Source organism: Sphingomonas sp. M1A8_2b (assembly GCF_053345535.1).
This window is the reverse complement of sequence record NZ_JBKFAH010000004.1, coordinates 364,672-379,025: the sequence shown is the minus strand read 5'-3', so window position 1 is coordinate 379,025 and position 14,354 is coordinate 364,672. Positions and strand designations below refer to the sequence as shown.

General features: G+C 66.3%; 13 protein-coding genes and 2 tRNA genes. 8 read left to right on the top strand and 7 right to left on the bottom strand.

All coding sequences use genetic code 11. The features are described from left to right. Positions 1-94 precede the first annotated feature (94 nt). Entirely contained in the window at positions 95-565 is a 471-nt protein-coding gene (locus ACLBWL_RS16940; protein ID WP_056047776.1) for an Lrp/AsnC family transcriptional regulator, read from the top strand. Positions 566-664: 99 nt separating this feature from the next. Here the strand turns inward: ACLBWL_RS16940 and ACLBWL_RS16935 are convergent, their stop codons facing one another. Then, positions 665-1,957: a hypothetical protein gene (locus tag ACLBWL_RS16935; protein WP_447794973.1), complete on the bottom strand. Its 1,293-nt coding sequence runs from the start codon at positions 1,955-1,957 to the stop codon at positions 665-667. Between the two features lie 164 nt (positions 1,958-2,121). Here ACLBWL_RS16935 and yaaA point away from each other — a divergent pair, with 164 nt between their 5' ends. The 5 genes from yaaA (at position 2,122) to ACLBWL_RS16910 (ending at position 7,325) form a co-directional block, all read left to right on the top strand. Beyond that, positions 2,122-2,871, top strand: a complete 750-nt coding sequence (gene yaaA / locus ACLBWL_RS16930; protein ID WP_447794971.1) for a peroxide stress protein YaaA — start codon at positions 2,122-2,124, stop codon at positions 2,869-2,871. Further along, on the top strand, positions 2,868-3,554 hold the full coding sequence (locus ACLBWL_RS16925) for an SDR family NAD(P)-dependent oxidoreductase (RefSeq protein WP_447794969.1): 687 nt from the start codon (positions 2,868-2,870) through the stop codon (positions 3,552-3,554). Before yaaA ends, ACLBWL_RS16925 begins: the two co-directional genes overlap by 4 nt. A 252-nt stretch (positions 3,555-3,806) precedes the next feature. Then, entirely contained in the window at positions 3,807-4,091 is a 285-nt protein-coding gene (locus ACLBWL_RS16920) for a hypothetical protein (protein WP_192974505.1), read from the top strand. A gap of 121 nt (positions 4,092-4,212) precedes the next feature. Further along, positions 4,213-6,978, top strand: a complete 2,766-nt coding sequence (gyrA, locus tag ACLBWL_RS16915; RefSeq protein ID WP_447794967.1) for a DNA gyrase subunit A — start codon at positions 4,213-4,215, stop codon at positions 6,976-6,978. Next, positions 6,975-7,325, top strand: a complete 351-nt coding sequence (locus ACLBWL_RS16910) for a DUF952 domain-containing protein (protein ID WP_447794966.1) — start codon at positions 6,975-6,977, stop codon at positions 7,323-7,325. Before gyrA ends, ACLBWL_RS16910 begins: the two co-directional genes overlap by 4 nt. 269 nt (positions 7,326-7,594) lie before the next feature. Here the strand turns inward: ACLBWL_RS16910 and ACLBWL_RS16905 are convergent, their stop codons facing one another. From ACLBWL_RS16905 to ACLBWL_RS16895, 3 genes are all read right to left on the bottom strand, one after another. Then, entirely contained in the window at positions 7,595-8,551 is a 957-nt protein-coding gene (locus ACLBWL_RS16905; protein ID WP_447794965.1) for an alpha/beta fold hydrolase, read from the bottom strand. A 143-nt stretch (positions 8,552-8,694) separates the two neighbouring features. Continuing rightward, positions 8,695-8,771 (bottom strand) — tRNA-Arg (locus ACLBWL_RS16900). Positions 8,772-8,822: 51 nt separating this feature from the next. Beyond that, a tRNA-Arg gene (locus ACLBWL_RS16895) sits at positions 8,823-8,899 on the bottom strand. 94 nt (positions 8,900-8,993) lie between these two features. On the opposite strand from ACLBWL_RS16895, the gene ACLBWL_RS16890 reads away from it, so the two are divergent. Next, on the top strand, positions 8,994-9,503 hold the full coding sequence (locus ACLBWL_RS16890) for a hypothetical protein (protein WP_447794963.1): 510 nt from the start codon (positions 8,994-8,996) through the stop codon (positions 9,501-9,503). 6 nt (positions 9,504-9,509) lie between these two features. On the opposite strand, the gene ACLBWL_RS16885 is transcribed toward ACLBWL_RS16890, so the two are convergent. From ACLBWL_RS16885 to hemB, 3 genes are read right to left on the bottom strand one after another with little or no spacing between them, the layout of a single operon-like run. Next, positions 9,510-11,732: a spermidine synthase gene (locus ACLBWL_RS16885; RefSeq protein ID WP_447794961.1), complete on the bottom strand. Its 2,223-nt coding sequence runs from the start codon at positions 11,730-11,732 to the stop codon at positions 9,510-9,512. Then, positions 11,725-12,264: a GNAT family N-acetyltransferase gene (locus tag ACLBWL_RS16880; RefSeq protein WP_447795058.1), complete on the bottom strand. Its 540-nt coding sequence runs from the start codon at positions 12,262-12,264 to the stop codon at positions 11,725-11,727. Before ACLBWL_RS16880 ends, ACLBWL_RS16885 begins: the two co-directional genes overlap by 8 nt. After that, a complete protein-coding gene (hemB, locus tag ACLBWL_RS16875) occupies positions 12,264-13,253 on the bottom strand; it encodes a porphobilinogen synthase (RefSeq protein ID WP_447794959.1) in 990 nt (329 codons plus the stop codon). Before hemB ends, ACLBWL_RS16880 begins: the two co-directional genes overlap by 1 nt. Positions 13,254-13,343: 90 nt before the next feature. On the opposite strand from hemB, the gene ACLBWL_RS16870 reads away from it, so the two are divergent. Next, positions 13,344-14,228 carry a diacylglycerol/lipid kinase family protein gene (locus ACLBWL_RS16870; RefSeq protein ID WP_447794958.1) on the top strand — a complete coding sequence of 295 codons (885 nt, stop codon included), beginning with the start codon at positions 13,344-13,346 and terminating at the stop codon, positions 14,226-14,228. Positions 14,229-14,354 lie beyond the last annotated feature (126 nt).

Genomic DNA, 14,354 nt, shown 5'->3' with positions numbered 1-14,354 from the left:
TCGCAATGTGGGACAATTGCGTTTCGCCGCAACAATCTTATCGCTATGGGGAAGGAACCAATTGGTTTGCGATGTTGCTCGGGAGTTGCGTGAAATGAGTTTTGACCGGATCGATCGGCAGATCCTGTCGCTGTTGCAGGCGGACGGACGGATGACAAACGTCGATCTGGCCGACCAGGTCGGGCTGACCGCTCCGCCCTGCCTGCGTCGCGTCCGCGCGCTCGAAGAAGCGGGGGCGATCCGTGGCTATCACGCCGATCTCGATGCGAGCCGGCTCGGGTTTCCGATCACGGTGTTCGCGATGGTCTCGCTACGCAGCCAGGCCGAGCATGACCTCGCGGCGTTCGAGAATCACATCGCCGACATTCCCGAGATCCGCGAATGCCACATGCTGAATGGCGAGATCGACTTCATCCTGAAGATCGTCGCCGCCGATCTGAAGAGCTTCCAGGAAATCCTGACGACCCACCTGACGCCCGCACCCAACGTCGCGAGCGTGAAGACGTCGCTGACGATCCGCACCGCCAAGGCGCTCTCGGGTATCCCGGTAGTGGTCGGCGACTGACCAACTCTCGGCGCGCTCCCCAAAGCCGGTCGCGGCACCTGAAACGAAAACGGGGCGGCATCGCTACCACCCCGCTTCCCCAGATCCGACCGGATCGGCTTAAGCGGCAGGAGCCGCCAGCCAGGTCGTCCACAGACCCGCGACATCGGCCTTCGGCGAGGCCTTGACCGCGGCGAACGCAGCCGCAGCGCCAGCCTTGTCGCCCGACTTCGCGAGCGCAATGCCGAGATGCAGGTTCACGTCGTCGGCGTCGACACCACCCTTGGTCAGCGCCAGCTTATAAAGCTCGGCAGACTTGGCGTAGTTGTTCTGCCCGAGATACGCGTCGGCCGTACCCGCGGCGAGCTTGCCGTTCGCAGCGGTACCGGCGCGCTTTTCGAGACCCGTAAGCGGACCATCGGCAGCGATGTTCTTGGTCGCGTCGGCCAGCAGGCCCTTCGCCATCGCGTTACCGGCGGGGATCTTGCCCTGCGCCATGCCTTCCTTGATCACCGCCTGCGCCTCGCTAGGCAGGCCGCGACGGTTCACGCTGTCCGCATATTGCAGATAGTCGGTCTGGTCGGCGAGCGAATTGGTCGCCCGCATCAGGCGGAAGATGTCGACCTTCTGCGCTTCGTCGAGCGTGATCAGCGCATTCTGCTGGATGCCCGCGAGGATCAGCGTGTCGCGCCAGTTCTTGGCCGACGGATAGGCGGTGACCCACTTCTTCAGCCACGCCATCGTGTCGGCGTTACGCTTGGCGGCGTAGGACTTGGCGATCGCATACCGATAATAATCCTCGGGAGCCTTCTGGCCCGCCGCGGTCATCTGCGTGATGGCAGCGTCGAGATCGGCGGTCGCGCCGGTCACGTCGCCGCTCTCCATCTTCGCCTTGACGATCTGCAGCCCGAGGTCCGGATTGGTGTAGCCGAGTTCCTTCGCCTTCGCGAAATACTGGAGCGCGATCGGATACTGCTTGCCGTTGAACGCGAGCGCACCGCGACGATACGCATATTTGCCGCGGTCCGCCGCCGGGGTGGCCGCATTGTTGATCAGCGCATCGAGCGGCTTGGCGAGCGTCGTCTCGTTGATCGGCGCGTTCGGGTTGGCGGCCTGCGTTGCGACGATCTTGTCGTTCTCGAGCTGATAGCGCAACGCGGCACCGATATACTTCTCGTAATCGGTCTTGGCGGCGGCATCGATCTGGTCGATCGCGGTCTGCGCACCGGCGAAATCCTTGGCGGCCAGCGCGGTTTGCGCGGCAATGCCGGGCTTCTGCACTTCGGGGCTCAGCTTCATCGCCGGCGCCGCGTCGGCCTTCTTGTCCTTGGCGAACGCAGGCTTCGACAGCGCGAGGCCGCTCGTGCCGGTGGCGAACGCCGCAATCAGTGCAAGCTTCGAAATGGTCTTCATGCGGAAACTCTCCCTCTGCGCCGACCTCGAATACCTTCGTGGCGCGCGGCGACGCTATATGGTCCGTCGTGCATACGTTCAAGCAAGCGGCTTGGATCCCATCAAAGCGGTTTTGCGCGTGAACGTCGATTGAACGTGCCCATTGCGGTCGCTAGATCGCGGACATGATCGCTGTCCTATCGCCCGCCAAGACGCTCGATTACGAGAGCGCGCTGCCCAAGCTCGACCCGACCGCGCCGCGGTTCGCCGCAGAGGCGACGACGCTCGCGCACGCCGCGGCGCACCTGACGCAGAAGAAGCTGTCCGAGCTGATGCATATCTCGCCGGCGCTGGCGAAGCTCAACGCTGACCGGTTCCGCGATTTCGACACCCTGCCCGAGCGGCCGGCGATGTTCGCGTTTGCGGGCGACGTTTACACCGGGCTGGAGGCTAAGACACTCGACGAGGCGTCGGTGGATTACGCGCAGGATCATATGCGGATGCTGTCGGGGCTGTACGGGCTGTTGCGGCCGCTCGACCTGATGCGGCCCTACCGGCTGGAGATGGGCACGCGCTGGGCGCCGCGGAGGACGAAGCTGACCGACTGGTGGGGGGACCGGATCGCCAAGCTGCTCGCGGACGATGTCGAGGCGGAGGGGTCGGGGACGATCCTCAACCTCGCGAGCCAGGAATATTGGGCGGCGGCGGACGGCAAGCTGCCGAAGTCTATCCGCGTCGTCGCGATCGATTTCCGCGAGGGCGAGGCGCAGAAATTCGTCAGCTTTCATGCAAAGAAGGCACGCGGGATGGTCGCGCGGTGGCTGGTCGAGCACCGTGTCGACGACATCGAGGGGATCAAGGGGTTCGACAGCGACGGCTATGCGTATGACGCGGCGGGCAGCAGCGACGCGCAGTTCCGGTTCGTCCGCAAGTGAGCAGCGCGGTCGTCATCGGCGTCTCGGGCGGCATCGGCAAGGCGCTGGAAGAGGCGCTGATCGAGGAAGGGGCTTTCGACAAGGTCTACGGGTTCGCGCGTTCGGAGAGTGGTGATCGGCATCTCGACCTGGAGGACGAGGCGAGCATTGCGGCGGCGGCTTCGCGGGTAGGCTCGCCGACACTGGTGATCGTCGCGACGGGGTTGCTGCACGACGGCGACAAGGGTCCCGAGAAGGCGATGCGCGAGCTCGATCCGGTGTGGATGGCGCGCAACTTCGCGATCAACGCGATCGGGCCGGCGCTGGTGGCGAAGCACTTCCTGCCGACGATGCCAAAAGCGGGGCGGATCGTGTTCGCGGTGCTGTCGGCGCGGGTTGGCAGCATCGGCGATAACAAGCTCGGCGGCTGGTACGGGTATCGTGCGTCGAAGGCGGCGCTGAACCAGCTGGTGAAGACGATCTCGATCGAGGACAAGCGCCGCAATTCGAGCGGGATCGTGGTGGGGTTGCATCCGGGGACGGTCGATACCGGGCTGTCGAAGCCGTTCCAGGGGAATGTGACGCCAGGCAACCTGTTCAAGGCCGACCGGGCTGCGGTGCAGTTGCTCGACGTGATCGACGGCCTGCGCGCGCCGGATAGCGGCAAGCTGTTCGCGTGGGACGGCGTAGAGGTCACGCCTTAGAAACCTGCAATCCTCCCCCGCCAGGGGGAGGTGGCTGGCGCTTGCCAGTCGGAGGGGGAGGACAGCGAAACCTCTGTTCCGTGTCCTCCCCCTCCGTCGCCTTCGGCGCCACCTCCCCCTGGCGGGGGAGGATCGCCGACCTCCGTCGCCCGATCCATGACGCCGATTTCACCTCGTTGCCACACTCCGTTCAGGTCCCCCGGCGCAGTCTATCCGCATCGTCCACCAAGGCCGAAACGAGAGGATACCCGCATGAAGAAGTCCCTCCCCCTCGCGATCCTCGCCGGTAGCGCGCTGCTCTCCGGCGGCGCAGCGGTTGCCGCCACGCAGGCGCAGACCAAGACCGTCCAGCCGAAGACCGTCGCGACGCACACCACGACGACCAAGACCACCACGCCGATGGGCAACACCAAGGTCGCCAAGCGCACGACGACGGTCAAGAAAGGCCGCATGGTCAGCGCCAAGCTCGCGAACGGCAAGACCGTGACCTATGATTGCTCGCTCGCCGGCAACAAGACCAAGACCGCCTGCAAATAAGCCCCAAATTAACGATGAAACCCTTCTCCCTCGCGTGCGTACGCGTGCGCGGGGGTAGTAAGGTGCCCCCCCCTCGGCTAAGGTATGTCATCATACCGCAACAAGCCGAAAGCGTTCAGATTTGACCGACGAGACCATACTCGCCGAACCCCAAGGCGGCGAGCCCGCCGGCATCGCCACGATCTCGATCGTCGACGAGATGAAGTCGAGCTATCTCGACTATGCGATGAGCGTCATCGTCGCGCGCGCGCTGCCCGACGTCCGCGACGGCCTGAAGCCCGTCCACCGCCGCATCCTCTACGGTGCGCACGAAAGCGGCTTCGTCGCCGGCAAGCCCTACCGCAAGTCCGCGCGCATCGTCGGTGACGTGATGGGTAAATACCATCCGCACGGCGACAGCTCGATCTACGACGCGTTGGCCCGCATGACCCAGGACTGGTCGATGCGCGTGCCGCTGATCGACGGCCAGGGTAACTTCGGCTCGATGGATCCCGATCCGCCCGCGGCGATGCGCTACACCGAGGCACGCCTCGGCAAGGTAGCCAACGCGCTGCTCGGCGATCTCGACAAGGATACGGTCGACTTCACGCCAAACTATGACGGCTCGGAGCGTGAGCCTTCGGTGCTGCCGGCGCGGTTCCCGAACCTGCTGGTCAACGGCGCGGGCGGCATCGCGGTCGGCATGGCGACCAACATCCCGCCGCACAATCTCGGCGAAGTCATCGCCGCGTGCCTCGCCTACATGGACAATGGCGCGATCACGACCGAGGAACTGTTCGAGATCGTCCCCGGTCCCGACTTCCCGACCGGCGCGATCATCCTCGGCCGTGCGGGCGCCAAGTCCGCCTACGAGACCGGCCGCGGCTCGATCATCGTCCGCTCGCGCCACATCGTCGAGGAGGGCAAGGGCGACCGTCGCTCGATCGTCCTCACCGAGATCCCGTTCCAGACCGGCAAGAACGGCCTGGTCGAGAAGATCGCCGAAGCCGCCAAGGACAAGCGGATCGAAGGCGTCAGCGACATCCGCGACGAATCGAGCCGCATGGGCGTGCGCATCGTCATCGACCTAAAGCGCGACGCGACCGTGGACGTGGTGCTCAACCAGCTCTGGCGGCACACGCCGGCGCAGTCGAGCTTCCCCGCCAACATGCTCGCGATCCGCGGCGGCCGTCCCGAGCTGCTCAACCTGCGCGACATCATCGGCGCGTTCATCACGTTCCGCGAGCAGGTCATCACCCGCCGCTCGAAGTTCGAACTCGCCAAGGCCCGTGAGCGCGCGCACCTGTTGCTCGGCCTCGTCATCGCGGTCACCAACCTCGACGAAGTCGTCAAGATCATCCGCGGCTCGTCCAGCCCGGCCGAAGCGCGCGGCAAGCTGCTCGCACGCGAATGGCCGGTCGAGGAGATCGCGCCGTACATCGCGCTGGTCGAGGCCGTCGAGGACAAGCAGGCCGACGGCATCTACAAGCTGTCCGAACCGCAGGTCCGCGCGATCCTCGATCTCCGCCTGCACCGCCTGACATTGCTCGGCCGCGACGAGATCGGCGACGAGCTGAAGGCGCTGGCCGCGACGATCGGCGAGCTCCTCCACATCCTCGGCGACCGTGCGAAGCTGTACGAAGTGATGCGCGGCGAGCTGATCGCGATCCGCGACGAATTCGCCACCCCGCGCCGCTCCGAGATCGCCGCTGCCGCCAACGGCATCGACGACGAGGACCTGATCGAGCGCGAGGACATGGTCGTCACCGTGACCATGCAGGGCTATATCAAGCGCACCAGCCTCGACACGTTCCGCGCGCAGGCGCGTGGCGGCAAAGGTCGCGCGGGCATGTCGACGAAGGACGAGGACGTCGTCACCGAGCTGTTCGTCACCTCGACGCACACCCCGGTGCTGTTCTTCTCGAACCTCGGCAAGGTCTATCGCTACAAGGTCTGGCGCCTGCCCGAGGGTGGCCCCGCCACGCGTGGGCGGCCGATGATCAACCTGCTGCCGCTGGCGCCGGGCGAGACGATCTCGACCGTGCTCCCGCTGCCGGAGGACCTGAGCGAGTGGAGCCGCCTGCACGTGATGTTCGCGACGCAGCGCGGCCTCGTGCGCCGCAACGCGATGGACGCGTTCACGAACGTGCCGTCGAACGGCAAGATCGCGATGCGCTTCGAAGAGGGTTCGGAGGACAAGCTGATCGGCGTCGCGCTGCTCAGCGAGCATGACGACGTGCTGCTCGCGACCAAGTGCGGCAAGGCGATCCGCTTCGCCGGCGACGACGTCCGCGAGTTCCAGAGCCGCACCTCGACCGGCGTGCGCGGCATCACGCTGAAGGGCGACGACGAGGTCATCTCGCTGTCGGTCCTGCACCGTGTCGGCGCAACGCCCGAGGAGCGCGAGACGTATCTCAAGTTCGCACCGTGGAAGGGCGAGCGCGAGGGCGATCACGGCATGGGCGCGGACCGCTACAACGATCTCAAGGACCGCGAGCAGTTCATCCTGACGGTCTGCGAGAACGGCTATGGCAAGCTGTCGAGCGCCTATGACTATCGCCGCACCGGTCGCGGTGGCCAGGGCATCACCAACATCGACAACATCGCGCGCAACGGTCCCGTCGTGGCGAGCTTCGCCGCGGCGAAGGGCCATCAGCTGATGCTGGTGACCAATCAGGCGAAACTGATCCGCACGACGCTCGCGTCGCTCCGCGTGATCAGCCGCAACTCGGCGGGCGTGAAGCTGTTCGACGTGGCGAAGGGCGAGCACGTCGTCTCGGCCGCGCGGATCGAAGAAACCGAGGACGAGGCCGAGGTCAACCTGGCCGACGCGACCCCGGAAATCGCACCCGACACCGGCGCGACGATCGGCGAAGACACGGCGGCAGGACCGGAGGACGGCGAATGAGCCGCGATCCGATCGCGTATAAGGTGCTGACGGGGGAGCAGCTGGCGACCCTGGAAAGCGGGAGCTTTGCGGGGGCGCCGGTGGATCTGGCCGATGGCTATATCCACCTGTCGACCGCCGAGCAGCTGACGGAGACGGTCGACAAGCACTTCACCGGCCAGTCGGACCTGCACGTCGCCGCGATCGATCTCGAAGCGTTCGGCGACGACGTGAAGTGGGAAGAGTCACGCGGCGGACAGCTGTTCCCGCACATCTATGGCGGGCCGTTGTTGCTGGAAGTCGTCCTGTCCTACGGCCCCCTGGAACGCGACGACGAGGGCAAGGTTAAGCTCCCCATCGCCGGCTGACCGGCACTCAAACCCAAGCCTGTTCTCCCGCGAAGGCGGGAGTCCAGCCTGGGCCCCCGCCTTCGCGGGAGAACAAGTTAGCAGGAAACATAGGTCGACTAGAGCATGTCGGTTCCGACCATGCTGCAACCACCCCGGCGAAGGCCGGGGCCCAGTTGGGGAACCTCGCTAACGGAGCGCTGTCCTCGGTTACATCGACCTTTCCAACTGGACCCCGGCCTCCGCCGGGGTGGATAGTTTACTTAAGTAGGCTGACCCCGGGCACAAATTCACCCAGCCGCGAACGCCGCCCGCACGAACCGCGCGCACGCCTCCGGCGCAGTGATCGGGATCATATGGCCGCCCTCGATCGTGTCGATCTTCGCATCCGCAATCACCGCCGCAGTACGGTGACCATTCCACGCCGGATCGAGGATCGCGTCCTGCCGCCCGTACAGGATGCGCGTCGGGAGCTGGATTTCGCCATACCTCACCGCCATCGCCGTCACGTCGTCGTTCGCCCCTGCCAGATCTGCTGCCGCTGCGGCGATCGCGATCGGTCGCGCCGCGAGCGCACCGCCGCCGCGGGTCACGAAGTCCTCAGGCACCGCCTCGGGGGCGAACACGCCTTGCAGCGTCCTGGTCGCCGTCAGCCGGCTGAGGGGCGTCCCCAGCACCTGCGCGAACGCGAGACGCGCACCGGCAGGAATCCGCGCGAGTCCGCGAAAACTCTCGGGCACCTGCTCCAGCGGCTGCGTCAGCGGCGCGATCAACGCCAGCGCGCGGACGAGGTGCGGATGATCGAGGCCGACCGCCAGCCCGATCGCGCCGCCCAGCGAATGGCCGACGAACAGCGGCCGATCGAGCCCGAGCTTCTGGATGAAGTCCGCGATGATCGCACCCTGCGCGATAATCCCCGGCGTGGCGTTGCCGGTCGCGACCGAATAGCCCGAACCAGGCCGATCAACGGCGATGACGCGATAGTCATCCTTCAGCAGATCGACGAGCGCGTAGCTGAAGTTGCGCAATTGTCCGCCGAGGCCATGGACCATGACGATCGTTGGTCCAGTCTGCGATCCGACATCGATATAATGGAGACGTGCTCCGTCGACGTCGAGAAAACGCCCGTCGGGCGGCACCAGATTTTCGGCGTGACGCGCGAGCCGGCTCGAATAGAGCGACAGCCCGAGCCCCGACATGGCCGCCAGCATCGCGCCCCCGATCAATCCCCTACCCGTACGCTGCATCACGATCTCCTGAATATGGTCCGGCATCTCAACGCCGCGGCCTGATCAAAGTCGCATTCCGGCGATGGAGATCGGCGAGGACCCCGAGATCGCGCATCGATGATGCGGAGAATGCCGTCGTTCAACAAGCCGGCATGAGAAAATGGTGCACCCAGAGCGATTCGAACGCCCGACCCTCAGATTCGTAGTCTGATGCTCTATCCAGCTGAGCTATGGGTGCATCGCCATACCGTGTCCGGTCCGGCCAAGCCCGCCGTGAAGCGGAAAATCCTGGTGCACCCAGAGCGATTCGAACGCCCGACCCTCAGATTCGTAGTCTGATGCTCTATCCAGCTGAGCTATGGGTGCACTGGAGGGGCGCTGATAGCAGGCATTTTCCGGGGCGCAAGGGTTTGCCGCGATAAAGTTGTGTCGCGATACGCGACGGCATAGAGCGGCGGACATGAAACACACCGTATTGCTCCGCCTCACATCGCTGGCCCTGATCGTCGTGATGGGCGCGTGCACGGAGGACAAGACCAGCTATCCGTCGCTTGGCGTCCGGCCGATCGAGAAGCTCGGGTTCGCCGAGCCCGCGGTGAAGGCCGCGGTCGCAGCACCCGATCCGGCGCTCGATGCGGAGATCGCAACGATCGCCGACAAGCTGGACGTGATCGCCAAGGGGTTCGCGCGCGACGCGGCCAAGGCTGAGGCGGCGGCGCGGACCGCGCGCGGCGCGCCGGTCGGCAGCGAAGGCTGGATCGCCGCGCAGTCGGCGCTGGCCGCGCTCGACGACTGGCGCGCGCAGAGTTCGTCGCTGGTCACCGACATCGAATCGCGCGCGACCGACCGCGCCGCCAAGCTCCAGCCCGACTATCCCGCGCTGGCTACGATCCGTGAAAAGGCGCAGGCCGAGACCGACCGCGAGGGCGCAACGATCGCCCGCATTCAGGCCACCCTGCCCGCCGCCTGAGCGCGCTTAAAACCCCTTCAACAGCGGCAGGATCGTCGAATAGTCGTCGGTCCACCCGGTAAAGCCCGCGCGCGGCGTCAGCGCGGTCCAGCCCGGGTCGCCGGCGCGCATCGCCGCAATGCCACGGGGATCGCGTGACAAGGCCACCCAGTCCGATGCCGAAGCGCGGTCGACGAGCAGGCTCGGTGGGCGATAGCGCAGGATGACTGCGGTCCAGCCGCCCTCGCGCGCCGCGGCGGCCACCACCGGCTCGAGATCGATGAACCGGTTCGAGATATGCACCAGCAACAGGCCGTCGTGCGCGAGCACCCGGCCATAGGTCGCGAACGCCTCGCGCGTCATCAGGTGCATCGGCACCGAATCGGACGAGAACGCATCGAGCGCCAGCAAGTCGAGGCTGTTCGACGCGTCGTGCGCCAGCGCGATCCGCGCGTCGCCCATCCGGATCTCGGGGTTGGGCAGGCATTTCGCCAGATAGGTGAACTGGCCGGTGTCGCGCGCGATCGCCACGACCGCCGGGTCGATCTCGTAGAACCGCCAGCGCTGACCGGGTTTCGCATAGCAGGACAGCGTCCCGGTCCCGAGCCCGACGACGCCGATCCGCGCAGTCGCTCCGTACAAAGCGGGTGCGGCGAGCATCGCCTGCCCGACGCCCGAGCCTCGTGCGTAATACGTGGTCGGCGTCCGCTCGCGAGCCCGCGAACCGCGCAGCTGGATGCCGTGGACGGTCGTCCCGTGATCGAGCTCGCGCGTCCCGCCGTTCGGGCCCGGCTCGTCACGCACCGTGTAGACTCCGAAATAGCTGCGGACGCGCGCGCCGGGCTCGATCGACAGTTCGAGCGAGCGGTAGCCGCCGAACAGCACGAGCGCCCCGGCCAGCACGATCATGTACGGAACGCGCGCACCGATCGCCAAGAAGCCTAGCGCCGCGATGACGAGGAAGTCCAGGCCCTGCCGGCTTTCGCCGAACACGCCGTCGGGGTGCGTGATTCGGAGGCCCGCGACCATCAGCAGTACCAGCGTGATCACGGCGAGCGCGAACCACTTCGTCCGCCCTCCCCCTGTCCACAGCGCGCGGAACTGGGCGAGTAGGTAAACCTGCGGCACCAGCGCCCCTGCTGCGAGGATCAGCAGCGGATATTCATAGGTCCAGTCGAACACCACCGGCGCGACCAGCGCGGCGAACACGCCGCCGAGCGCACCGCCTGCCGACATCGCAAGGTAGAACCCGGTCAACCGATCGGGCGCGGGGCGCTTGCGGTACAGCGCGGTGTGCAGCGCGACCGAGATCATGAACAGTAGCACCAGCGCGATACCCGCGCTGAAGAACGGGCGTTCGTTCATGCCGCCCATGATGATGCCGCCGAACAACAGAATCGTGATCGGCGCGATCCGCGTCAGCAGGTCGGCGAGCCAGCGATCGTTCGCGAACGCCACGCTGAAGCTCAGCAGATACAGCCCCAGCGGGATCACCCACAGCAACGGCATCGCGACGATATCGGTCGAGATATAGGTCGATGTCGCCAGCATCATCCCCGAGGGCACGAGCGCCAGCGCGATCCAGTGCGCGATCCGCCCGGCACCCGGCGGCGGGCTGGTCGCGGCGACGTGGTCGACCGCCGCGGTCCTGGGCAGGCGCGTGGCACAGGCGAGCACCAGCACGATCAGCAGCAGATAGCCGCCGCTCCACAGCAAGCTTTGCCCGTGGACCGCCATCAGCGGCTCGACCAGCAGCGGGTACGCGATCAGGCCGGCAAAACTGCCCAGATTGGACGCCGCATACAGCGCATAGGGATCGCCGCCCCCGCTCGCGTCGCTGAACCAGCGCTGGATCAACGGCGCCTGCGCGGAGACCGCGAAGAACAACGGACCGATCGACAGCCCCAGCAGCCAGGGCACCCAGAGCGCCGGCTGCGCCTCCGCCGACGGCGCCATCGCGACCAACCCGATCGGTAGCCACAAGGCCGCGACGATCAGCACGCCGAGGTGGATCGCCGCCTGCGCGCGCGGCCGCACTCGCCCGAGCCAATGCGCGTACGCATAACCCGCCAGCAGCAGCGCCTGGTATACCAGCATCGCTGAGTTCCACACCGCCGGCGCGCCGCCAAGCCGCGGCAGCGCCATCCGCGCCACCATCGGCTGGACGAGGAACAGCAAGAACGACCCGGTCAGGATCGTCGCCACGAACATCGTCCGGCACCAGCGCGCCATCAAGGGGGTTTCAGACATAGGCGGGACGGTCGATCCGGTAGAGGATGTGGCGGCGGAGAGCGTCGTCTTCAGCCAATTTTGGATGGTCGAAATCACCACCATGGACGCGCGCCATGCCGAGCCGTTCCATAAGCGTGCGGCTGGCGGTGTTTGCGGGGACGGTGATTGCCCAGACTGTCGGAAGGTTCAATTCCCGCCAGCCCCATGCGAGCGCCGCCTCGGCGGCCTCACGCGCGTAACCCTGCCCCCAATGCGCGCGCACCAGGCTCCAGCCGATTTCCGGCTCGTCTTCGATCGGCGTCCCGACCGGACCGGGCTTGATCCCGCACCAGCCGATGAACGTGCCGGTATCGCGTCGTTCGAGCGCCCAGAAGCATGCGCCAGAGCCGACGAGCATCGCGTTCTGGCGCACGACCACCGCGGCGGAATCCTCCAGCGACGGCGCCGGCCCGAGATACGCCATCACCGCCGGATCCGCACACATCGCATGATGCGCGGCAGCATCATCATCGCGCCAGCCGCGCAAGGTGAGCCGCGCCGTCTCGATCATCACCCGAGCAATTTGGCCGCGTGCGCCGCGTGGTAGGTCAGCACGCCCGAGCAACCCGCGCGCTTGAACGACATCAGCGTCTCCAGCACCATGACGTCGCGCTCGGCCGCGCCCGCGGCAACCGCGTGCTCGATCATCGCGTATTCGCCCGACACCTGGTAGGCGAACACCGGAACCTCGAACGCCTGTCGCACGCGGACGATGATGTCGAGATACGGCAGGCCGGGCTTGACCATCACCGTGTCGGCGCCCTCCGCCAGGTCCATCGCGACCTCGCGCAAGGCCTCTTCGGCGTTGGCGTTGTCCATCTGGTACGTCTTCTTGTCGCCCTTGAGCAGCCCGCGCGACCCGACCGCGTCACGGAACGGACCGTAAAACGCGCTCGCATATTTGGCGGCGTAGGACATGATCTGCACGTTGTGATGCGAGTCCGCCTCCAGCGCGCTGCGGATCATGCCGATCCGCCCATCCATCATGTCCGATGGCGCGATGATGTCGGCGCCCGCGTTCGCCTGGTTGAGCGCCTGCGCAACGAGCATCTCGGCGGTCGTGTCGTTGACGACGTAGCCGGCGTCATCGACCAGCCCGTCATGACCGTGACTCGTGTACGGATCGAGCGCGACGTCGGTCAGCACGCCGATCTCGGGCACGGCATCCTTCAGCGCGCGGATCGCCTGGCACATCAGGTTGTCGGGGTTGAGCGCCTCCCGACCGTCTTCGGTCCGGCGCTCGACCTGCGTGTACGGGAACAGCGCGATGCACGGGATGCCGAGGTCGCGTGCCTCGCGACCGCGTGCGACGATCCCGTCGACCGACCAGCGCGACACGCCCGGCAGGCTGGCGATCGGTTGCTCGACCCCCTCTCCTTCGGCGACAAACAAAGGCCAGATCAGGTCGGCGGGAGTCAGCACGGTCTCGGCATGGAGGCGGCGGCTCCAGGCGGAGGCGCGGGTGCGACGGAGGCGAAGCGCGGGATAGCTTGCGGTCATGCGCGGGCTTTGCGGGATGCGCACGGGCCAATCAAGCGTTACTCCAGAGCGTTACGGGTGCGAAACCGCATGCCGTGCGTTGGGGGCCTTATGTCGAACGATACGATCACGTCCGCGGCGCTCGTCGTCAACGCGAAGTCGCGCAAAGGCCAGAAGCTGTTCAAGCGTGCGTGCGCGGCGATGTCCGGGTTGCCATACGAGGTCGACGCGCACGCGGTCGAGGACCCGAAGGATCTCGAATCTACCGTGCTGCGCGCGCTGGCGAAGAAGCCAGACCTGCTGATCCTCGGCGGCGGCGACGGCACGGTCAGCGGGCTGGTGGACCTGATGGTCGGCCACGACGTGATCCTTGGCGTGCTCCCGCTCGGCACTGCCAACAGTTTTGCGCGCACGCTCGGCATTCCGCTGAATATCGAAGGCGCGGTCGAGGTGATCCGCACCGGCAAGCCGCGGCGGATCGATCTCGGCATGATCGACGGCGATTATTTCGCAAACTGCGCCGCGATGGGCATCAGCCCGAAGATCGCCGAGACGGTCCCGCACGGGCTGAAGAAGATATTCGGCAAGGTCGGCTACCTCGCGTGGGCGACGTATCAATACATGCGCTTCCGCCCCTTCACGCTGATCGTCGGCGAAGGCCCGACCGCGGTGAAGATCCGCGTCGTCGAGGTGCGGATCTCTAACGGGCCGTATCACGGCGGTACGGAACTAGTGGATGCCGCGGCGGTCGATTCGGGCGAGATCGTGGTGCAGGCGGTGATGGGGCATGTGAAGCGACGGCTGGTGCAGAACTGGGCGTCCAGTGTGTTCCGGCTCGAGTCTCGACATGAGAAGGTGCGGGACTTTCGGGGGAAGAGCCTGAAGATCAACACGATCCCGCCGTTGCCGATCTCGATCGACGGCGAGGTCCTGGCGAAGACCCCGGTGACTGCCAAGGTCGCGGCCGGGATCATCCGGGTGATGGCGCCGGCCTGAGGGCGAAGGTCAGCCCCCGCCCTCTTGTTCTCCCGCGAAGGCGGGAGCCCAGTCTGGGTCCCCGCCTTCGCGGGGAAACAATTTAGTGGGGGGTAACCTTTCCTCACACCACCCCGGCGAAGGCCG